The organism is Pseudomonas sp. N-1-13, from assembly GCF_057787095.1.
On the sequence record NZ_JBYNRI010000001.1, the window covers coordinates 3,804,060 to 3,824,118 of the forward strand.

Here is a 20,059-nt window from a genome sequence, read left to right on the forward strand (position 1 = left end):
GCTCACCGATGGCCCGGCATTCTAGAGAGGTGAATACTTCAGGAAAATTCGTATTTTCAGCGGTTATACTTCGATTTTTACGAATCGGTGTGCCTTATGCTCAATTACCGACAGTTGCATTACTTCTGGGTGGTGGCCAAGACCGGCAGCATCGTGCGGGCCTGCGAGCAACTGAACCTGACACCACAAACCATCAGCGGGCAGATTTCGCTGCTTGAGCAAACCTTTAACATCAAGTTGTTTCGCCGCGTCGGGCGACAGTTGGAACTGACCGAGGCTGGCCGCCAGACGCTGCCCTATGCCGAACACATGTTCCAGTTGGGTGGCGAACTGGAGCTTATGCTCCGGGCCCAACCCAATGAGCAGCAGACGCTGTTCCGGGTCGGGGTGGCAGATGTGGTGCCCAAGTCCATCGTCTATCGGCTGCTGGCGCCGACCATGGAGCTGAGTGAGCCGCTGCGCATCACCTGCCGCGAAGACAAACTCGAGCGGCTGTTGGCGGACCTGGCGATCCAGCGCCTGGACCTGGTGATTTCCGACAGCCCGATGCCGACCCACCTGGACATCAAGGGTTATAGCCAGAAGTTGGGAGAGTGCGGGATCAGCTTTTTTGCCACCGCTGCGCTGGCCGAGCGCTATGGGCAGGATTTCCCCCGCAGCCTGAATGACGCCCCGCTGCTGATTCCAGGTGCCGAAACCGTGGTACGCAGCCGCTTGCAACGCTGGTTCGCCGAGCAACAGATCCAGCCACGCATCGTCGGCGAATTCGACGACAGCGCGCTGATGCAGGCCTTCGGGCAATCAGGCAGCGGAATTTTCATCGGCCCCAGCGTGATCGCCGAAGAAGTTCAGCGTCAGTACGGCGTACAGGTGATCGGCCAGACCGATGCGGTCAGCGAGTCGTTCTATGCCATTTCCGTAGAGCGCAAGGTCAGCCATCCGGGCATCGTCGCCATCGCCGAAGGTGCCCGACGCGAGCTGTTCAGCGCTTAGGACTGCGCGCAGGCGGCACGGGGCTTGAAGGTCATCAGCAACAACGCCAGCAGGATCGATATGAGGATGAACCCGGACGCGGCAAAACCAACGCTGCCCAGGCCCAGGGTATCGATGACGCGCCCACCGACCATCGCCCCCAGGCCGATTCCCAGATTGGCCCCGGCGATGTTCAGCGATGCGGCAAAGGCTGGAGCCTCAGGCGCGGCCTTCATCAGTCGTACATGACTGACCAGGAACAGGGCCGCCTGGGTCACTCCCCAGATGCCCATCGCTGCCGCCAGCCCGACGGTCGAATGAATGCTCGGCACCAGCGCCACCATGCCGCCGATCAGGAACAGACAAAACACCATCGAGGCGATCAAAGGGTGTCGGTCCACCGCGCGGCCGCCCAGAGAGTTACCCACCAGCCCCACGGCCCCGAAGCCCATCAGGCACCAGCCCACCAGTGTGCCGTCGAACCCGGCCAGGCGCTCGAGGATATCGGCCAGGTAGGTGTACGCGGTGAACATGCCGCTGAACACCAGGATCGACAGCAGCACATGGCCCTGCATCAACGGGCTGCGCAATATCTTGAGTTGCGAGCGCAAACTGACCTGGTGCTGATGCAGATTGGTTTTGGGCAGGTAGACAAACAGCAGCAAGGCCTTGGCGAACGCAACGAACGCCAGGATGGCGAAGGCGCTGCGCCAGCCGAACGCATCAGAAATCAGCGTGCCTACTGGAATACCGAACACCGTGGCACAGACAATGCCGAACCCGATCCGGGCGATGGCCCGCCCGGCAAACTGCGGCCCGACAATGTCCACTGCCGTTTCACTGGCCAATGCCCAGAACACCGGTAGCCCCAAGGCTGGGATCAATCGGGCGACGGCCATTACGCCGATATTGGGGGCCAGCGCCGCCAGTGTGTTGGCCAGACCAAACATCACCAACACGCTGATAAACAGCTTGCGCCGCTCAAAGCGGGCGAACCAGGCGGTCAGGAACGGCCCGAATGCCGCCACGGTAAATGCAAACAACGTCACCAGCAGCCCGGCCTGGGCAATCGTGACTTGCAGGTCGCGGGCGATGGATGGCAACAGGCCGACGATAATGAATTCGGTGGTCAGCACTGTAAAACCAGCCGCCGACAACAGAAAAACAGACAACATGCAGAACTCCAGCAAAACAACGACACCAGCGTCAGCCCAAAAGGGTCGCTGGCAGAGTAGAAAGGGGATTGGCCCAAAGCCTAACAGAATGCGCCCCTCAGACAAACGCGTGTGAACGCCCAAGCGACGGATCGTCACAGGTCCGTCAGGTTTTTCCGCGGGCTGTGATAAAGTCCGCGGCCTGCAAACGCTGTACTTTCTTTTCGGTCCCGCTCACGTGGCCTGCCCGCCTGTTGCCCTGAGGGGTCGACCGTTGCACACAAAAAAAATCAGAGATGCCGTTATGACTGCTTTGTCTCCTTCCGTTCTACACCGCCTCAAACGCACCGGCCTGGTGACGCAAATCGTCATCGGTCTGATCGCCGGCATCATCCTGGCGTGGCTGGCACCGGACCTTGCCAAGTCCACCGCTTTCATCGGTAAGGTCTTTGTGTCAGCGCTCAAGGCCGTGGCACCGATCCTGGTGTTCGTGCTGGTCATGGCGTCGATCGCCAACCACAAGCACGGTCAGGAAACCCATATCCGGCCCATTCTCTTCCTGTACCTGCTCGGCACTTTCGCCGCCGCAGTGGTCGCGGTGGTTGCCAGTACCCTGTTTCCGTCCAGCCTTGTCCTGGTGTCCCATGACGTCGCCGTCACCGCCCCCGGCGGCATCGGCGAAGTACTGCAGAGTTTGATGCTCAGCGTGGTGGACAATCCGGTCAGCGCCCTGATGAATGCCAACTTCATCGGCATTCTGGCCTGGGCCATCGGCATGGGCATTGCCATTCGCCATGCTGGCGAAACCACCCGTACCGTGCTCGGGGATCTGTCCAACGGCGTGACCGTGATCGTGCGCGTGGTCATCTGCTTCGCCCCGCTGGGGATCTTCGGCCTGGTGGCCTCGACCCTGGCAACCTCAGGTTTCAGCGCGTTGCTGGGCTACCTTCACCTGTTGACCGTGCTGATTGGCTGCATGCTGTTCGTGGCGCTGGTGATGAACCCGCTCATCGTGTTCTGGAAGTTGCGTCGCAACCCGTACCCACTGGTCTTTACCTGCCTGCGCGAGAGCGGCATTACCGCGTTCTTCACCCGCAGTTCGGCGGCGAATATCCCAGTGAACCTGGAACTGAGCAAACGCCTGGGCCTGCACGAAGACACCTATTCGGTATCGATCCCGCTGGGCGCGACCATCAACATGGCCGGCGCCGCCATTACCATCACCGTACTGACCCTGGCGGCGGTACATACCCTGGGTATCGTGGTGGACGTGCCGACCGCCGTGCTGCTGAGCGTCGTCGCGGCCATTTGTGCCTGCGGCGCGTCCGGCGTGGCCGGTGGTTCGCTGTTGCTGATTCCCCTGGCATGCAGCCTGTTCGGTATTCCCAGCGACATCGCCATGCAGGTGGTCGCCGTGGGCTTCATTATCGGCGTCCTGCAGGATTCGGCGGAGACTGCGCTCAATTCCTCTACCGATGTGCTGTTCACCGCGGCGGCTTGCTTGGGTGAGGAAGAGAAGCGCGAACGCGTGGCCTGACAGCGGCGCTGGAGGTATGACCGTCATCGCGAGCAGGCTCGCTCCCACAGGGTTTGTGGCAGATACAAATCCAATGTGGGAGCGAGCCTGCTCGCGATAGCGATGGCACAGCCACCGTGTAAACAGACCGCCACAAAAAAGCCCGGGACGGCCCACACCGTCCCGGGCTTTTTCATGCTGGCGGGATTAGAACGCGCCCATGTAGTCGCGTTTGCCCACTTCCACGCCATTGTGGCGCAGCAGCGCATAGGTGGTGGTGACGTGGAAGAAGAACTGCGGCAGACCATAGGTCAGGAGGTAGTTCTGGCCGGTGAAGCGTTTTTCCTTCGGCGTGCCCGGACGGGTGACGATTTCGATGCCTTCCTTGCCGTCGATCTGCTCGGGGCTGATGCCGTCGATGAACGCCAATACCTTGGTGATCAAGGCTTGCAGTTCGGCAAAGGTGGTTTCGCTGTCGTCATATTTCGGCACTTCAAGCTCGGCCAGACGCGCGGACACGCCTTTGGCGAAGTCCACCGCGATCTGCACCTGGCGTACCAGGGGGAACATGTCAGGGTACAGGCGGGCTTGCAGGAACGCGTTAGGGTCGATGTTTTTCGCAGTGGCGTGGGCTTCAGCCTTGTTCAGGACATCACTCAGGGCGTTGAGCATCTGCTTGAAAACCGGGATGGAAGCGGCGTACAGGGAAATAGTCATGGCGATCTCATGCAGGTGGCAGGAAAGGACAAATCAAACGGGTGCGATTATAGCCACGCCTTGTTGCGCACCTTGTCTTTTATTGCGCAAGGATTAGGCTAGGCGGCTTCCACAGCATAGGGAACGCGCGATGAGTATCGAAGAACAAAGCCCGGCCGAAGAACCGCGGCTCAACAGCACGGAAATCCGCATTCTCGGCGCGCTGGTCGAAAAGCAGGCCACCAACCCCGAGACCTACCCGCTGACGCTCAACGCCCTGGTGCTGGCCTGCAACCAGAAGACCAGCCGTGAGCCGGTCATGAACCTCAATCCGGGCCAGGTCGGCCAGAGCCTGCGTGCGCTGGAAGGTCGCGGCTTTACCAAACTGGTGATGGGCAGCCGCGCCGACCGCTGGGAGCATCGGGTCGACAAGGCCCTGGAGCTGGTGCCGGCCCAAGTGATTCTGATGGGGTTGCTGTTCTTGCGCGGCCCGCAGACAGTCAATGAACTGCTGACCCGTAGCGGGCGGATGCACGATTTCGAAGACACCGAACAGGTGGTGCATCAGCTTGAACGGCTGATCGCCCGTGGCTTGGCGCTGTTGGTGCCGCGCCAGCCCGGCCAGCGGGAAGACCGTTACATGCACGCCATGGGCGACCCGGCGGATATCGAAGCGATCCTCGCCGCCCGCCAGCATCCCGTGGAGCGTGGTGCCGGCAGCGGCGTGTCGCTGGAGCGCATCGAAGAACTCGAAGCGCGGATCGCGGCGTTGGAAGAACGGCTGGCGCGACTGGAGTAATCAGGATCGAGCGAACGCCACGGCCTTCTTGAATTGTTCCGCGCTGGGCCGCACGCCTGTGTACAGGACAAACTGCTCCAGGGCCTGGATCGCAATCACTTCGAGCCCGGTGATGACCCGTTTGCCCTCAGCCTGGGCGCGCACGATCAGCGGCGTTTGCGACGGGATCGCCACCACATCGAACACCGTCTCGGCCGCTGCGATGGTGTTGGGCTCGAACGCCAGTTGATCGGCTTCCGGGCCACCGGTCATGCCGATCGGCGTGACGTTGATCAGCATCTGCGGCCGTCGCTGCCCCAGTTCAGCCTGCCACTCGTAACCCAGGGAGCCGGCCAAGGCTCGCCCGGCGGTTTCGTTGCGGGCCACGATCAAACCGTTTGAGTAACCACCGTCGCGCAAGGCGCTGGCCACGGCCTTGGCCATGCCGCCGCTACCGCGCAGAGCAAAGGTTGAATCCTTGGGCACCGCATGGGTTTGCAGCAATTGGGCGATCGCGATGTAGTCGGTGTTGTAGGCCTTTAAATGGCCATCGGTGTTGACGATGGTATTGATGGACTGGATCGCGGCGGCGGAAGGATCGAGTTCGTCGACCAGGGCGATGCAGTCTTCCTTGAACGGCATCGACACCCCGCACCCGCGGATGCCCAAGGCGCGGATGCCGCCTACAGCACCGGGCAAGTCCTGGCTGCTGAATGCCTTGTAGTAGAAATTCAGCCCCAGTTGCTCATACAGGTGATTGTGAAAGCGCAGGCCGAAGTTCCCAGGGCGCGCCGATAGTGACATGCACAGTTGAGTGTCTTTGTTGGGGTTGATCTGCATGCGTGACTCCTTGCAGTAAAGAAACCGCTACAGACCTTACACAATATTTACCCAACGGCACGGCAAATTCTGAAAAAATCGCTGTCAGAGCAAGTATCCCCGCGACCCTCATTCGGGTCTGTTGCAGACCACAGGCGCCGGGGCCAAAACGAGGAATCGTTATGAACCGTCAACTCCCCATCATCGCCCTGCTCATGGGGGCACTCGCGGTCACCGGCCAGGCATCCGCCCATGGTCGAGGTGGTTGGGAGGGGCCCGCCGTGTTTGGCGCAATCGTTGGTTCGGCCATCGTCGGCTCAGCGATCATCAACCGTGATCGTCCGGTCTACGTGCAGCAACCGGTGTACGTCCAGCCACAACCGGTTTATGTGCAGCAGCCGCCACCGGTCTACTACCAGCCACAGCCGGTCTACATCGAGCGCCCTGTCTACTATCGTCCGGCGCCGGTGTATTACGGGCCACCACGGGGCTATTACTACGGCCCACCGCGCGGTCATTACGGGCGCTGGTGATCAGTCTCTGAGGCAAAAGGAAAGGCCTGTGATCCTCGATCACAGGCCTTTCCTTATTAAGAGACATAAAGCCGAGCAAGCGCCGTCGTCACGAGGCTAGACGTGCTCGCTGCTTTTCAATCGTACCGGGCCATGCTCTACCGGAGCATGGGCTGCCTCCGACACCACCGGAATCTCGTTACCATCGCAGTCGTGCAGCTTGCCGTCACTGAAGTAGTCGCCTTCACGCAGCGCCGCCAGGTCCTGATAACGCAACACCCGCTCGGTACCGGCGGCGAATACAGACTGTTGATCCGAGTTACCCCGGGTGAAGTGATTGAAGGCCAGGTTCAGCACGATTGCCATGATCGCCGAAGAGCTGATGCCCGAATGGAAGATCGTCGCGAACCAGCTCGGGAAATGATCGTAGAAATTCGGCGCGGCGATGGGAATCATGCCAAAACCGATAGAGGTGGCGACGATGATCAGGTTGACGTTGTTGCGGTAGTCGACTTTTGACAGCGTGCGGATGCCGCTGGCAGCCACGGTGCCGAACAGCACAATACCGGCACCGCCCAACACCGAAGTCGGCACCGCCGCGATCACTCGGCCCATGAACGGCAGCAGCCCGAGTACCACCAGAAATACCCCGCCAGTTGCCACCACGAAACGGCTCTTGATCCCCGTCACCGCCACCAGTCCGACATTCTGGGCAAAGGCGCTCTGGGTGAAAGAGCCAAAGATCGGCGCGATCATGCTCGACAGCATGTCGGCCCGCAAGCCGTTACCCAGGCGCCTGGAGTCGACTTTGGTGTCGATGATCTCGCCCACCGCGAGGATATCGGCGGACGTTTCCACCAATGTCACCATGATCACGATGCACATCGACAGAATGGCCGCGACATGAAAAGTCGGCATGCCAAAGTGGAAAGGTGTGGGGAAACCGAACATCGGGCCTTGGCTGACGGATGAAAAGTCCGCCATACCCAGGAATACGGCGATGACCGTGCCAATGACCATTGCCAGCAGAATCGACAGCCGCGAGATCGTCGCGCTGCCCATTTTGCTCAGCAGCAGCACCAGGACCAGGGTGACGGCGGCCAAACCGATATTGGCCATGCTGCCGAAATCGGCGGCATGGCTATTGCCGCCCATTGCCCAGCGAGCAGCTACCGGCATCAAGGTCAGGCCAATGGTGGTGATGACGATGCCAGTGACCAGCGGCGGAAAGAACCGGGTGATTCGCGAGAACACCGGAGTAATCAGCAAGCCGATCAAGGACGCGGCGATCACCGCTCCGAGGATGGCCTGGAACCCCCCTTCTCCGCCGCTGCCGACGATCGCCACCATGGTCGCGACCCCGGAAAACGAAACGCCCTGCACGAGAGGCAACTGACAGCCGAAAAACGGCAGGCCAAGGGTTTGCAACAATGTTGCAAGCCCCCCCGCGAACAATGACGCCGCGATCAACAGGCCGATGTCCGCCGGTGACAAACCGGCGGCCTGACCGATGATCAGTGGCACAGCGACGATGCCACCGTACATGGTCAACACATGTTGCAGGCCGTAAGCCATATTCGCGCCGACGCCAAGGTTTTCGTCCTCGGGCCGTGGGAGTGAAACATGGGGCGTTTTCATGGTTCGGGAGTTCCCTGTTTTTTGTTATGCGCACACTGTATTCAAAACTCAGGACAAATGTCCATAGAGTTGTATACAACTTGTTGCGCACAGCCATCCTCTCCCGCGGATCCTTGCGCTTCCCCTGCTACCCCACTTCGTTACAGAAGCCCAACCACGGCGGGCCGTAAAAGCTCACGTGGCGGTACGCGCAGACCAAACTCGTTTTCCAGCAGGTCGATCAGTTCGTCGGCGTCGGTGATTGTCCGGCGCTCGCTTTGCTCGCCTATCCGGTGCAAGGCATAGCTGTTGCCGTTCAGGGTCTTGCGCAATCCATCGCCAGTGCGAGCCACCATCAACCGGCCCATGAATGGCGACTCGGGGTGGTTGCTGACGTACCAATTGCCGACGGTGTAGTCGATGTCTTCCTGGCGCTGCAGATCGAACAGGTACATCGGCCGCCATTCGTCGGCCACGCAGGCACGCAGCAGATAGCCGTCCGGGTGAACCTCGATGCGATAGGGTTCGTGGGGAGTGGCCTGGGTGTCACGGCTGTCCAGCAGCAGCGGCGCAGTAGGCACCATGCCGCCGAAGCCGACATCGGTGGTGTAACGCACGCCGTCAAGCGTCACCAGGCTGAGGCGGTGGGTGCGGGCGGGCCAGGCACCCTCGGGGGCATTCATCACCACCCGTCCGGTGATGCCCCGGGCTTCGAAGCCCAGTTCCAACAGCAGCGCCAGGAACAATTGATTGAGCTCATAGCAGTAACCGCCGCGGCCTTGTTCGAAGACTTTTCGCTCCACTGATTCGAGGTCGATGGGGACGGGTTGGCCCAGCAGCGTCGAAAGGGTTTCAAAGGGGAACTCGGCGGTGTGGCGTCGTTGAAGCAGGCGCAAGGTGTCGAGGGTCGGGGCTGGCGGTGTGTCGAAGCCCAGGCGTTGCAGATAACGGCCCGAATCATTCAGTCGGGTTTGGCTCATGAGGATGTCCTTTCCTGTCCAGTGCAGGGCTTACAAAAAGTCCGCTGCTGGGGTGCAGATATAAGGCATTCGCCTTTGCGAGACAATAACCGACCGCAGACCTCGCTCCCTCACCGACGTTTTCGCGAAGCGAGCCGGATCCAGGTCGGAGCATGGTCGCTGGGATGTGGTTGATTCCTGACCCATGCGTCCACGCCCGCCTCGCTCAGGTAAGGACTGGCCGCCGGGTTGAGCAGCAGGTGATCGATGCGCAGCCCGGAGTTCTTTTGCCAGTGCTGACGGAAATAATCCCAGAAGGTGTATACCCGCTCGTCCGGGTACAGATGGCGCAACGAATCGGTCCAACCCTGGTCGAGCAACCTTTGGTAACACTCGCGGCTTTCGGGTTGCAGCAGGGCATCCTTGAGCCAGGAACGCGGGTTGTAGATGTCCAGGTCGGTGGGCACCACGTTGTAATCACCCGCCAGCACCACCGGATGATCGCTGGCCTGCAGCCCCTGGGCATAAGCGATCAGCCGTTCGAACCAGGCCAGTTTGTAATCGAATTTGGGCCCAGGTTGCGGGTTGCCGTTAGGCAGATAAAGACAACCCACCAGCACGCCATGCACCGCAGCCTCCAGGTAACGACTGTGGCGGTCATCGTCACCACCGGGCAAACCACGGCGGCTCTCCAGCGGTTGCGCATCACGGGCCAGGATCGCAACGCCATTCCAGGACGCCTGGCCGTGCCAGAGCGATCCGTAACCGACCGATTCCAGCTGCGCTGTGGGGAAATCCTTGTCCGCTGCCTTGAGTTCCTGCAAGCAGACAATGTCGGGTTTCTCCCGCTCCAGCCACTCCAGCAGATTGGGCAGTCGGGCCCGGATGCCGTTGATATTGAAGGTCGCTATGCGCAGGTTTTTCATCGGGCCAGGGCTCCAGATCCAGGACACTAGCTGTGACCGACAAGCCACCGTGGTGGTTGCAACGACTTACGATCTCCCGGCCATCGATTTTGATGATTTCTGCGACCTCAACGATCCGAGCGCGCCAGCGTATCAAACCCGTCTTCCATCGATAACGCCGCCACTCGGTTGCGTCCGCTGTGCTTGGCCTGATAAAGCGCCGCGTCGGCCCGCTGGAGGAACACTTCAATACTGTCCAGACTGCTGGGCACAAACGCGTAGCAGCCCAGGCTCACCGTCAAGTAGCCGGTAGGAGAGCCGGCATGGGTGATGTGTTGGTCGATAACGCTGCGGCGGATCTGCTCGGCCAGGGCCAAGGCCCCTTGCAGGTTGGTATCGGGCAGCAGCACCGCGAACTCCTCGCCACCATAACGCACGGCAAGGTCAGCCTTGCGATGACAGCAACCCTTGAGCACCTTCGCCATTTCTGCCAGGCAATGATCCCCGGCCACGTGGCCGTAGGTGTCGTTGTAACGCTTGAAGAAATCGATATCGAGCATGATCAAGCTCAAGGGGCTGCGCTGGCGGGCACCCCGGCCGAACTCGATGTCCAGGGCCCGCTCGAACAGCCGACGGTTCGCAAGCCCGGTCAGGCTGTCATGGGTGGCAATCAGTTCCAACGCTTCCTGGGCCTTGCGCAGGTCCGCTTCGATCCGTTCGCTGTTGCGCACCTGACGCACGAACACCCAGCCGAACAGGCAGATACCTAATACCACCACTGCCACGATCAGACTGGATTTGAAGGCTCTGTCGTGCCAACCCGCCAGGATCGCCTGTTCGGACATCGCGGCGGTAACCACCAGTGGATAGGCCTGTAAATGCTGGTGGTCATAGAGCCTGAGGACGCCATCGGCAGCGGAACGGATGGTCGCGGTACCGGCGCCTTCGCTGTACAACTCATGCTGAAAGACCGGTTCCTCGGCCAGGGATCGACCGATTTTCGCCTCGTCGAAGGGGCGCCGGGCCAGCAAGGTCCCGTCGGACAAGGCCAGGACCATCTCGTCTTGATCAGCGAGGCTGAAGCTTTCGAAGAATCGATCGAAGTACGACATCTTGATCCCGGCCAACAATACGCCCTGGAAATTGCCGTCCTGATCATTCAAGCGCCGCGACACCGGGATGATCCACTCGCCATTTTGTCGACTGCGGATAGCCGGCCCGATATGAGCGATCAGGGCGGTGTTCTGCTGATGGAACGTAAAGTAGTCCCGATCTGCTACCCCTGGGCCCCTGTGCAGTTGTTCAAAGGACGTAATGACCCATTGACCGTGCTTGTCGAACAGGAACAGGCCATGCAATTGCTCCAGTGCTTGCACGCGCCGGGCAAAGGTTTTCTGCAGACGTGGTTGCAGCGCCGGATCGAAACCGTCGCTCTCTATCCAGTCCGCCAGGCTGGTCAGGACCAGGTCTGTCTGCTGGAACGTGTCCTGAGCCTGTTGGGCCATGGCCCGGGTGAGGTTGGCTGAGGCGGTGCGCGCCGACTCCAGATCGTAGCGACGAGACTGTTCCAGTTGCAAAAAAAGCAGGCCACACAGGCACAGGCAGACCGCCGCGATAAACGCCACCGCTGCCTTGAGCAACGGCAGGCGCTTGAGGGCACCGCCAGGGACATGGAACGGATCAAAATGGGGGATAGGCAAGCGATTTCCTGAGGGGGGCAAAGCATGAGCGAAACCCTCAAAGCCCCCAATATTCGTGAGCTTAGCCTACCGCCTGGGGGGGCGGCAATTTGCCGGTGTGGCATAGCCGATGGGTGGCTCAATGGATCCAAAATCCTGCGCATGGCCCTGTCAAATTCACCCGTTCTGGCCGGAAAATCCCCCCCAATGGCGACAATCCCGGAAAGCCGGTTTTTTTCATGAATCGCTTTGCCAGGGCTATCAAAATTGCGTAACGCCCCATAACGTAGGTCGCCTTTGCCATTCAAGCACCGACCGACCATGAATAAACCCATCCCGACCGTCGACGACCCGTTGTCCAGCCCCTCGGCCATCAGCTTGCGCGAGGCGTTCTGGTTCTGGCTCAAGCTGGGCTTTATCAGTTTCGGTGGGCCGGCAGGACAAATCTCGATCATGCACCAGGAGTTGGTGGAGCGCCGACGCTGGATTTCCGAACGACGCTTTCTGCATGCCCTCAATTACTGCATGCTGCTGCCAGGCCCCGAGGCGCAGCAATTGGCGACGTACCTGGGCTGGCTGATGCACCGCAGCTGGGGCGGGATCATTGCCGGGGCGCTGTTCGTGCTGCCTTCGCTGTTCATTCTCATCACATTGTCCTGGCTGTATGTCGCCTTTGGCGAAGTGCCGGTGGTGGCCGGGATTTTTTATGGCATCAAGCCAGCCGTGACCGCGATCGTCGTGCATGCCGCCCACCGGATAGGTTCGCGCGCGCTCAAGAACAGTTGGCTGTGGGCCATCGCCGCCGGCTCGTTCACCGCGATATTCGCTTTCAATCTCCCCTTCCCGCTGATCGTGCTGGGAGCGGCGGTCATCGGGTACTTCGGCGGCCGCTGGGCACCGGAAAAGTTCAGCCTGGGCGGCCACAACGCCACGCATCAGTCCTTTGGCCCGGCATTGATCGACGATGACACCCCGCCCCCGGAGCATGCCCGCTTCAGCGCCTTGCGACTGGCCCGGCTGGCGATCATCGGCGCCCTGCTGTGGGCCTTGCCGATGGGTGTGTTGACCCTGTTGTTCGGCTGGGAAGGCACCCTGACGCAAATGGCCTGGTTCTTCACCAAGGCGGCCTTGCTGACGTTTGGTGGCGCCTATGCGGTTCTGCCCTATGTGTATCAAGGCGCTGTCGGACATTTCGGCTGGCTGACCCCGACACAGATGATCGATGGTCTGGCCCTTGGCGAAACCACTCCCGGCCCGTTGATCATGGTGGTCGCTTTCGTCGGCTTCGTCGGTGGCTACGTGATGCAGGTGTTCGGCCCTGAACAGGCCTTCCTCGCTGGCGCGGTTGCCGCCACGCTGGTGACCTGGTTTACGTTCCTGCCCTCATTCCTGTTCATCCTCGCGGGTGGGCCATTGGTGGAGTCGACGCATAACGAGCTGAAATTCACCGCACCGCTGACGGCGATTACTGCCGCCGTGGTCGGGGTGATCCTCAACCTGGCCTGCTTCTTCGGTTACCACGTGCTTTGGCCCAGCGGTTTTTCCGGTGCGCTGGACTGGCCGTCGGCAATCATCGCGCTCGCCGCCGCCATTGCGCTGTTTCGCTACAAACGCGGCGTCATCCAGGTGCTACTGGGATGCGGACTGACCGGCCTGGCCGTGCATCTACTGCGTTAGATGAGGCATTTGCTCAGGTAGGCCGCCGAGGCCGGGCACAATGATCTGAATTGGGCCGTTTCGCTGATCGACATCGGCGCCAGCGAACGGTCACGCGGCTGATACCCCTGGGCGACAAAGAACCTAGCAGCACTGGCAGTGAGCAGGTGAAGGCGTTCTACGCCTTGGTTTTTCGCAAACTCTTCCAGAGCGACCAGCATCGCTGCGCCTATGCCGCGCCCCCGCAGCCCCTCAGGGACCACCAGAGAGCGTAACAATCGGTCCGCGCCCTCCCCCTCGATCCCGCCAAACGCTGTCTGAGCGTCTGCTTGCCTGAAGCTGAAAAAACGTCGGCCCTGCTGGTTCAGGTCGTCCACAGGCAGACCCGCCAGGATCAGCGCCTGGCGCAACGGCTCCAACTCCTCATTGCTCAGTTCGGTCATGTGCATGGCATTGCTCTGACAGAGGTTCTGCCCAGGAAACTACGCCGCCAGCACTCTCCTACGCAACTGCTGGCGCAGAACAAAATTGAACGGCCCGTGCTTTGCGCGAACTAACCAGGTTCATGCCCTGCCCAGGTTCTCACACCAAAGTCGGCAAGGGCCAAAACCTGAACAGCAATGGCACAGGTGACCGTTCACATGGACTCAAGCTCTCTTCAGTTCCTTACCGATACCCAATTACTCGGCATCTCCATCGCCAACTGGCTCCTGGCCCTGGGTGTGATGGTGGTGAGTTTTATCATCGTCAGGGCCGGCATCGGCTTGCTGTTGAGAAAAGTGCAGGCCCGGGCACAGAAACCCGATGCGTATGTCAGCCACATCGCCGTCGAGGTCCTGTCCAGCACCAGCAATACGCTGTTGTTACTGGCCTCCATCCTCATTGGCGTCGGCGTCCTGGACCTGCCGGAGCGTTGGCTTGACCGGGTCAGCAGCCTCTGGTTCGTGGTCGCAGCCTTGCAGGTGGGGCTCTGGGCCAACCGGGCAATTGCCCTGGCGTTGCTGCACTATTTCGCCCGCCACAGCCACTCCGACATCCACCAGAAAAGCGCGTTGGCCACCCTGAGCCTGTGGGGCGCGAAGGTGTTTCTCTGGGCCGTGGTGCTCCTGGCGATGCTCTCCAACCTGGGCGTGAACATCACCGCCTTTATCGCCAGCCTCGGGGTCGGTGGTATCGCCGTGGCGCTGGCGGTGCAGAACATCCTCGGTGATCTGTTCGCCTCGCTGTCCATCGCCGTGGACAAACCGTTCGAGGTCGGCGACTTCATTGTCGTGGGTTCCCTGGCCGGCACCGTGGAACATGTCGGCTTGAAAACCACGCGGATCCGTAGCCTGGGTGGCGAGCAGATCGTGATGGCCAATGCCGGAATGATCAGCACCACCATTCAGAACTACAAACGGCTTCAGGAACGACGGATCGTCTTTGAATTCGCCCTGCCCCATGACTGCTCGACAGAACAGCTAAGGCAAGTGCCGGTCATCGTCGAAAACATCATCAAGGCTCAGGAAAAGACCCGCTTCGACCGCTCGCACTTTCGCGGTTTCGGCGAGAGCGCACTGGAATTCGAAACGGTGTACATCGTGCTGGACCCCAGCTACAACGTTTACATGGATGTCCAACAGGCGATCAACCTGGGCATGATGGAAGAATTCGCCAGAATCGGTGTGCGATTTGCGATCCCGGCCCGTACCGTTCATGTCGCCTCGCTACCCGATACGCAGGGGCAAACGTCCAAGGAAAACGCTCACAAGACCTCGCTGGAAGCCGCGCCGGAATATCGCTCGCAGCATTAACCTCCAAGCATTTACCCTGTGGGAGCAAAGCTTGCTCGCGATGAGGGCGCACACGCAAATGGGCGCCCACTCGTATCAAATAAAACTGACAGACCGCGAATTAGCTGGCGGATTGAGCAACGCATTGGCGCCGGTCTCAATCGCCGGCGACCTGTTTTCCACCGGCGGTTTCCCTACGAGAAGGCTCAACGCGTTGTCGATCTCGTCGGCCGCCCCTTGTGCGTACTGTGCGTTTGCCCAGCTCCAATGGTGTTCAAACATCAACCCGCCCACCGCCTGCGCGCACAGTTCATCACTGCAGACCCCCATCTTTCCCGCCGCAGCGATCACGGCCATAAGGGCTTGCTCCAACTGGAAAATTCGCTCGGTAGTCACACTGACCCACTCGATAGGTAACGAGCCCCTAGCCTACCAATATATCAATGTGCCACCAACCGCAGGCGCTCAACGGTCATCTGCTCAAACGGCCTTGGCTTGCGCCCGGGCGCGGATGTCTGGGCAATCCCGAACCGCGGCCCGTGCAGCCAGGATGCCGAGAACGGCTGCACCACCCAGCACAACCGCGCTGGCTTCGAAAGTCGCCTGATAGCCGCTCAGATCGAAAAGGATGCCGCCCACCGTGGCACCCGCCGCAATCGCAAGCTGGATGATCGCGACCATCAATCCGCCCCCTGCTTCGGCATCATCTGGCAGCGTTCGCGCCAGCCAGGTCCACCAGCCGACGGGGGCAGCGGTGGCCACTAACCCCCAAAGCCCCAGCAGGATAATCGTGATGGTTGCCGACGCCCCGAACCCCACCAAGGCAAGTGCAATCGCTGCCATCAGCAACGGGATGACGATGAGCGTCCGATACAGGCCATTTTTCAAGAACGCACCGATCACAAAGGTACCGAGCAAACCGGCCACGCCAATCACCAGCAATGCAAACGAAAGCAAAGACACGCTCATCTGCGTCACCGTTTCAAGGAACGGTCGTAGATAGGTGAACAACATGAATTGACCCATGAAGAATGCGCTGGCAGCCAGCATGCCCAAGGCTATGGGGCCCCGCGCCATCAATTTGAACACGTTGGCGCTGCCCTGCTTCGTCTGTGCCGGCATGGAGGGCAGGCGTAACAGCAGCCAGACCAAAGCGGTGGCGGCGACAGGCACAATGCAAAAGAACGCGCCACGCCAACCGATTATCTGCCCAAGAAAACTGCCCAGCGGCGCCGCCACCACCGTCGCCAACGCGTTGCCGCCATTGACGATCGCCAAGGCCCGTGGGATCTGGTGATCCGGCACCAGCCGCATGGCCGTGGCGGCTGACAACGACCAAAAGCCGCCAATCGCAACGCCGATCAGTGCGCGTCCGGCCATGAATACCGCGTAATTGGGTGCCAATGAGACCACCGTTCCAGAAATGATCATCAACATTGTCAGCAGCAGGAGCAAACTTTTACGGTCCACCCTAGCGGCAATCGATGCAATGAACAGGCTGGTGATCAGGGCGAAGGCGCCAGACACGGCGATGCCTTGACCGGCCTGCCCTTCGCTAATGTGAAGATCGGCCGCAATGGGCGTGAGCAGGCTGACCGGCATGAACTCCGATGCAACGAGGGCGAACGCAGCGAGGGACATGGCAAGCACCGCGCTCCACGTGGGGCGGTCTTGGGAGATGGGCAATACGCTATCGGTCATGGGATATGAATCCTGTGTTTCTTGAGCGTCGGGTCCACTGAAGACTCGAGGGGACGAACTGCGGCACCGAAGATCGCTGCCGCAGGACAAGAGGTGCCAAGTGATGGCGTGATTGAGGGAGTTACTTCAGATTGTTGCGAAAGAACCCGGCCAACTTGTCGAACGGGATCAGGTTCACCCGGTCGTAAAGGTCCACATGGTTGGCTCCCGGGATGATGAGCAACTCTTTGGGTTGCGCAGACCGCTTGTAGGCATCTTCACTGTACTCACGCGAGTGCGCCTCGGAGCCGGTGATAAACAGCAAAGGACGCGGCGAGATGCTTTCAATGTCATCGAACGGGTAGAAGTTCATGAACTTGACGTTGCTGGACAGCGTGGGCATGGTCGTGGTCTGCGGCGAAGCGCCGGCGGGAGTGACTTCGCCACGCGGGGTCCGGTAGAAGTCAAAGAACTCATCCGCGATGGCATCGCCCGTCAATTTCAGCGGTGAGCCAGAGGTGTACGCGGTTTTCCCACCGATAAACTCCACATAGCGCTGCTCGGCTGCCGTGGCCAGGAACTGCTTTTTCTGTTCCGCCGTTGTCGAGTTACCCAAGCCTTTGCGGTACAAGTCGCCATGGTTGTACATGCTGACCGTCGCGATGGCCTTCAGGCGCGGGTCGATCTTGGCTGCGCTGATGACGAAAGCGCCGCTGCCGCAGATACCGATGATGCCGATGCGCTCGCGATTGACGAACGGCCGGGTGCCGAGAAAATCCACCGCAGCGCTGTAATCCTCTGCGTACATGTCCGGCAACACTGCATTGCGCGGCGTACCCTCACTCTCCCCCCAGAACGACAAATCCAGGGAGAGCGTAACAAAACCCTGCTCGGCCATTTTGGTCGCGTACAGATTGGAACTCTGCTCCTTCACCGCGCCCATGGGATGACCCACGATGATGGCGGCGCTCTTCGCCTTCGGGTCCAGTCCCTTTGGGACAAACAGATTACCTGCCACCTCCATCCCGTATTGATTCTTGAAGGCGACCTTTTCCACTGTCACCTTGTCACTTTTGTAGAAGTTGTCAGCACCGTTGGACATATCAGCCCCCATGGATGAGCAAGAGACGATAAGCAGACTGAGGGCAAGCAGCATTCTTTTCACTGGATAGTCCTTCTGTTTGAGTGATTCGAGGGGTGTCGCCCGCGTAGGCTCGAACATGCATTGAGTAATGATCTCCTGAGTCAGGTCGGATCAAATTTTCAGCGCTCAACCCGGATTTCAGATAGCGCATTGCGCTGCTTTTCTTGCCCGATCCTATGAGTTCACCCAGTTCGGGTAGGCAGCGCTTCGCTTGGCGAGTTACTGTTCTGCCTATAGCTATCAGCCCTGGACAACCCCCGAACCCGCCATGACCACCCAACGCAAATCCCTGCAAGAGACGCTCGCCGGCATCATTGACGCCCGGACCCCACAGACGGGGGACTTTGATATGCCGGTGGCCGGCCTTAGTTTCTTTCGACGTGAAGCCCCGGCGCGTCCCGTCATCTGCATGATCGAACCGAGCATCGTGCTCGTGGCCCAAGGCGTTAAACAGGTATGGGTAGGTGGCAAGGCGTATGGATACGACACCACACGATTTCTCATCACTTCGCTGGACATCCCCGCCAATTCTGAAGTGATGGTGGCAAGCCCGGAGCAACCTTGCCTGGGCCTGGTCTTCAAGCTCGACTTGCGCATGGTCGCCGATCTGGTCGCCCAGAGCGGCATGACGCCGTATCGAGACCGGCCCATCGGAATTGGCGCAGGCATTGGTACAGCAACACCTGAGCTTCTGGCGCCGTTCGCACGCTTGTTGGCGCTGCTGGATGAGCCTGACGCGATCCCTGTACTGGCGCCGCTGATCCAACAGGAAATTCATTATCGGTTGTTGATGAGCGACCAGGCTTCGCGGCTGCGTCAGATCGCCTCCGTGGACAGCCAGGGCTACCGGATCGCCAAAGCCATCGACTGGCTGAAATTGAATTACACCGAACACATCCGCGTAGAGGACCTCGCGGCGCGTGTGCAGATGAGCCCCCCCACCTTCCACCATCACTTCCGCCAGCTCACCGCGATGAGTCCGCTGCAGTACCAGAAGTGGCTACGGTTGAACGAAGCGAAGCGCTTGATGCTCAATGAACATATGGACGTGGCGAGTGCGGCCTTCAAAGTGGGCTATGAAAGCCCCTCGCAGTTCAGCCGTGAGTACGGCCGTTTGTTTGGCATGCCGCCCAAGCGGGATATTGCGACGTTGCGCGGGCCAGCCGATCACACCAAGGCTGTTTGATTCATTGTGGCTTGCCCCATTGTGACGAGGGAACTCCCTCGCCACGGCTCAGCTACATCTTTCAAATCGTCGCAACGTTGTCCGGGCTTTTCAGGCCCCGGCGCTGTTCAGTCCAAGGTCCATCAGTTCCTGGCGCCGTAATACTGCGCCATGTAATCCACAAACACTCGAACCTTGGCCGGCAAATTCCGCGCATGCGGGTAAAGCGCATAGTAGTGCCGCTGCCCAAGCGTGTACTCAGGCAGAATCCGCACCAGTCTTCCCGTCAGCAAGTCATCCTGCACCGTCGCCAGGGTAAACGCGGCAATGCCCCCGCCCGCCAGAGCGCAGGCGTGCAAGGCGGTGATGGTGTCCGTGTGAAAGCTGCTGGCGCAATCCACCGTGCTCGACTCCCCTGCTTCCCCCACCAGCACCCACTGCGTGGCCGAGGCATACGTCAGCAGCCGATGGTCGTTGAGTTCAGCAACGCCGCGAGGCAGCCCGCGCTTGAAGACATAGGCCGGTGCCGCCACCAGAACCAGCGGCGAAACGCTGAGCAAGCGCGCGACAAGACTGCTGTCGGCCAGCGGCCCGCAAATCCGTAACGCCACATCGAACCCATCGGCCACCAGATCGACAAGCGGATCCGAGCAGGACAGATCGACCTGGATGTCCGGATAGCGCTCCTGGAACCCCGGCAACCAACGGGCCAGCTCCAGCGTACCGATCACCAGCGGTGAACTGATGCGCAGCAGCCCGGAGGGCCGTTCCTGTTCCAGGGTCACCGCCTGGGACGCGGCATCAACGCGATCCAGAATATCCACGCAAGCGGCGTAGTAGCGCTCGCCTGCTGCCGTAAGGCTCATGCGTCGGGTATTGCGATTGATCAGACGCACGCCCAGCACAGACTCCAGTTGCTGCAAGTTGCGCGACACCGACGAATGAGTGGTATCCAGTCGTTCGGCCGCGGCTGAAAACCCCTGAGCCTCCACGATGCAGCGAAACACGCGCATGGCGAGCATCTGATTCATATTT

Annotated in this window: 19 protein-coding genes; 7 read left to right on the forward strand and 12 right to left on the reverse strand. The window is 60.3% G+C overall.

Features of this window, described 5'->3' with window-relative positions; genetic code table 11:
• Positions 1–96: 96 nt before the first annotated feature.
• Positions 97–993, forward strand: coding sequence for a transcriptional activator NhaR (gene nhaR, locus AC3I65_RS17035; protein WP_076383964.1), 897 nt, complete (start codon positions 97–99; stop codon positions 991–993).
• Here nhaR and AC3I65_RS17040 read toward each other — a convergent pair.
• A complete protein-coding gene (locus AC3I65_RS17040; protein ID WP_047228505.1) occupies positions 990–2,147 on the reverse strand; it encodes an MFS transporter in 1,158 nt (385 codons plus the stop codon). The two genes, nhaR and AC3I65_RS17040, sit on opposite strands and share 4 nt — an antisense overlap.
• Positions 2,148–2,430: 283 nt before the next feature.
• Between AC3I65_RS17040 and sstT the strand changes: the two genes are divergently transcribed.
• The gene (sstT, locus tag AC3I65_RS17045; RefSeq protein WP_047228506.1) at positions 2,431–3,663 is read left to right on the forward strand and encodes a serine/threonine transporter SstT; all 1,233 of its coding nucleotides are present in this window, start codon (positions 2,431–2,433) and stop codon (positions 3,661–3,663) included.
• A 186-nt stretch (positions 3,664–3,849) separates the two neighbouring features.
• Here the strand turns inward: sstT and AC3I65_RS17050 are convergent, their stop codons facing one another.
• Entirely contained in the window at positions 3,850–4,359 is a 510-nt protein-coding gene (locus tag AC3I65_RS17050; RefSeq protein WP_047228507.1) for a DUF1993 domain-containing protein, read from the reverse strand.
• Between the two features lie 130 nt (positions 4,360–4,489).
• Between AC3I65_RS17050 and AC3I65_RS17055 the strand changes: the two genes are divergently transcribed.
• Positions 4,490–5,137 (forward strand): YceH family protein, encoded by a 648-nt coding sequence (locus tag AC3I65_RS17055; RefSeq protein WP_047228508.1) that lies wholly within the window; start codon positions 4,490–4,492, stop codon positions 5,135–5,137.
• Here AC3I65_RS17055 and AC3I65_RS17060 read toward each other — a convergent pair whose 3' ends face one another.
• A complete protein-coding gene (locus AC3I65_RS17060; RefSeq protein ID WP_173406762.1) occupies positions 5,138–5,956 on the reverse strand; it encodes a shikimate 5-dehydrogenase in 819 nt (272 codons plus the stop codon).
• A 161-nt stretch (positions 5,957–6,117) separates the two neighbouring features.
• Between AC3I65_RS17060 and AC3I65_RS17065 the strand changes: the two genes are divergently transcribed.
• A complete protein-coding gene (locus AC3I65_RS17065; protein WP_047228510.1) occupies positions 6,118–6,468 on the forward strand; it encodes a hypothetical protein in 351 nt (116 codons plus the stop codon).
• A gap of 96 nt (positions 6,469–6,564) precedes the next feature.
• On the opposite strand, the gene AC3I65_RS17070 is transcribed toward AC3I65_RS17065, so the two are convergent.
• The 4 genes from AC3I65_RS17070 to AC3I65_RS17085 form a co-directional block, all read right to left on the reverse strand.
• Positions 6,565–8,085 (reverse strand): nucleobase:cation symporter-2 family protein, encoded by a 1,521-nt coding sequence (locus AC3I65_RS17070; RefSeq protein WP_047228511.1) that lies wholly within the window; start codon positions 8,083–8,085, stop codon positions 6,565–6,567.
• Positions 8,086–8,225: 140 nt separating this feature from the next.
• Positions 8,226–9,044 carry an arylamine N-acetyltransferase family protein gene (locus tag AC3I65_RS17075; RefSeq protein ID WP_076383962.1) on the reverse strand — a complete coding sequence of 273 codons (819 nt, stop codon included), beginning with the start codon at positions 9,042–9,044 and terminating at the stop codon, positions 8,226–8,228.
• Between the two features lie 110 nt (positions 9,045–9,154).
• Positions 9,155–9,949 carry an exodeoxyribonuclease III gene (gene xth, locus AC3I65_RS17080; RefSeq protein WP_047228513.1) on the reverse strand — a complete coding sequence of 265 codons (795 nt, stop codon included), beginning with the start codon at positions 9,947–9,949 and terminating at the stop codon, positions 9,155–9,157.
• A gap of 107 nt (positions 9,950–10,056) precedes the next feature.
• Entirely contained in the window at positions 10,057–11,628 is a 1,572-nt protein-coding gene (locus AC3I65_RS17085) for a sensor domain-containing diguanylate cyclase (RefSeq protein ID WP_047228514.1), read from the reverse strand.
• 300 nt (positions 11,629–11,928) lie between these two features.
• Here AC3I65_RS17085 and chrA point away from each other — a divergent pair, with 300 nt between their 5' ends.
• The gene (chrA, locus tag AC3I65_RS17090) at positions 11,929–13,284 is read left to right on the forward strand and encodes a chromate efflux transporter (RefSeq protein ID WP_160891330.1); all 1,356 of its coding nucleotides are present in this window, start codon (positions 11,929–11,931) and stop codon (positions 13,282–13,284) included.
• On the opposite strand, the gene arsN2 is transcribed toward chrA, so the two are convergent.
• Complete coding sequence (gene arsN2, locus AC3I65_RS17095; RefSeq protein WP_173406761.1) at positions 13,281–13,712, reverse strand: arsenic resistance N-acetyltransferase ArsN2; 432 nt, start codon at positions 13,710–13,712, stop codon at positions 13,281–13,283. The two genes, chrA and arsN2, sit on opposite strands and share 4 nt — an antisense overlap.
• 192 nt (positions 13,713–13,904) lie before the next feature.
• On the opposite strand from arsN2, the gene AC3I65_RS17100 reads away from it, so the two are divergent.
• Positions 13,905–15,056 carry a mechanosensitive ion channel family protein gene (locus tag AC3I65_RS17100; protein ID WP_047228517.1) on the forward strand — a complete coding sequence of 384 codons (1,152 nt, stop codon included), beginning with the start codon at positions 13,905–13,907 and terminating at the stop codon, positions 15,054–15,056.
• Between the two features lie 75 nt (positions 15,057–15,131).
• Here AC3I65_RS17100 and AC3I65_RS17105 read toward each other — a convergent pair whose 3' ends face one another.
• The 3 genes from AC3I65_RS17105 to AC3I65_RS17115 all read right to left on the reverse strand — a co-directional run bounded on the left by AC3I65_RS17105 (position 15,132) and on the right by AC3I65_RS17115 (position 17,880).
• Positions 15,132–15,392: a hypothetical protein gene (locus AC3I65_RS17105; RefSeq protein WP_173406760.1), complete on the reverse strand. Its 261-nt coding sequence runs from the start codon at positions 15,390–15,392 to the stop codon at positions 15,132–15,134.
• 123 nt (positions 15,393–15,515) lie between these two features.
• Positions 15,516–16,736 carry an MFS transporter gene (locus AC3I65_RS17110; protein ID WP_488524022.1) on the reverse strand — a complete coding sequence of 407 codons (1,221 nt, stop codon included), beginning with the start codon at positions 16,734–16,736 and terminating at the stop codon, positions 15,516–15,518.
• Between the two features lie 121 nt (positions 16,737–16,857).
• Positions 16,858–17,880 carry a dienelactone hydrolase family protein gene (locus AC3I65_RS17115; RefSeq protein WP_419418061.1) on the reverse strand — a complete coding sequence of 341 codons (1,023 nt, stop codon included), beginning with the start codon at positions 17,878–17,880 and terminating at the stop codon, positions 16,858–16,860.
• A 247-nt stretch (positions 17,881–18,127) separates the two neighbouring features.
• Between AC3I65_RS17115 and AC3I65_RS17120 the strand changes: the two genes are divergently transcribed.
• A complete protein-coding gene (locus AC3I65_RS17120) occupies positions 18,128–19,045 on the forward strand; it encodes an AraC family transcriptional regulator (protein ID WP_047228519.1) in 918 nt (305 codons plus the stop codon).
• 122 nt (positions 19,046–19,167) lie between these two features.
• Here the strand turns inward: AC3I65_RS17120 and AC3I65_RS17125 are convergent, their stop codons facing one another.
• Entirely contained in the window at positions 19,168–20,055 is an 888-nt protein-coding gene (locus tag AC3I65_RS17125) for a LysR family transcriptional regulator (protein WP_274090733.1), read from the reverse strand.
• Positions 20,056–20,059: the final 4 nt, after the last annotated feature.

Coding starts and splice junctions, on each gene's coding strand:
- nhaR (WP_076383964.1), top strand. CDS start 97: ATGCTCAATTACCGACAGTTGCATTACTTCTGGGTGGTGGCCAAGACC.
- AC3I65_RS17040 (WP_047228505.1), bottom strand. CDS start 2,147: ATGTTGTCTGTTTTTCTGTTGTCGGCGGCTGGTTTTACAGTGCTGACC.
- sstT (WP_047228506.1), top strand. CDS start 2,431: ATGACTGCTTTGTCTCCTTCCGTTCTACACCGCCTCAAACGCACCGGC.
- AC3I65_RS17050 (WP_047228507.1), bottom strand. CDS start 4,359: ATGACTATTTCCCTGTACGCCGCTTCCATCCCGGTTTTCAAGCAGATG.
- AC3I65_RS17055 (WP_047228508.1), top strand. CDS start 4,490: ATGAGTATCGAAGAACAAAGCCCGGCCGAAGAACCGCGGCTCAACAGC.
- AC3I65_RS17060 (WP_173406762.1), bottom strand. CDS start 5,956: ATGCAGATCAACCCCAACAAAGACACTCAACTGTGCATGTCACTATCG.
- AC3I65_RS17065 (WP_047228510.1), top strand. CDS start 6,118: ATGAACCGTCAACTCCCCATCATCGCCCTGCTCATGGGGGCACTCGCG.
- AC3I65_RS17070 (WP_047228511.1), bottom strand. CDS start 8,085: ATGAAAACGCCCCATGTTTCACTCCCACGGCCCGAGGACGAAAACCTT.
- AC3I65_RS17075 (WP_076383962.1), bottom strand. CDS start 9,044: ATGAGCCAAACCCGACTGAATGATTCGGGCCGTTATCTGCAACGCCTG.
- xth (WP_047228513.1), bottom strand. CDS start 9,949: ATGAAAAACCTGCGCATAGCGACCTTCAATATCAACGGCATCCGGGCC.
- chrA (WP_160891330.1), top strand. CDS start 11,929: ATGAATAAACCCATCCCGACCGTCGACGACCCGTTGTCCAGCCCCTCG.
- arsN2 (WP_173406761.1), bottom strand. CDS start 13,712: ATGCACATGACCGAACTGAGCAATGAGGAGTTGGAGCCGTTGCGCCAG.
- AC3I65_RS17100 (WP_047228517.1), top strand. CDS start 13,905: ATGGACTCAAGCTCTCTTCAGTTCCTTACCGATACCCAATTACTCGGC.
- AC3I65_RS17105 (WP_173406760.1), bottom strand. CDS start 15,392: ATGGCCGTGATCGCTGCGGCGGGAAAGATGGGGGTCTGCAGTGATGAA.
- AC3I65_RS17110 (WP_488524022.1), bottom strand. CDS start 16,736: ATGACCGATAGCGTATTGCCCATCTCCCAAGACCGCCCCACGTGGAGC.
- AC3I65_RS17120 (WP_047228519.1), top strand. CDS start 18,128: ATGACCACCCAACGCAAATCCCTGCAAGAGACGCTCGCCGGCATCATT.
- AC3I65_RS17125 (WP_274090733.1), bottom strand. CDS start 20,055: ATGAATCAGATGCTCGCCATGCGCGTGTTTCGCTGCATCGTGGAGGCT.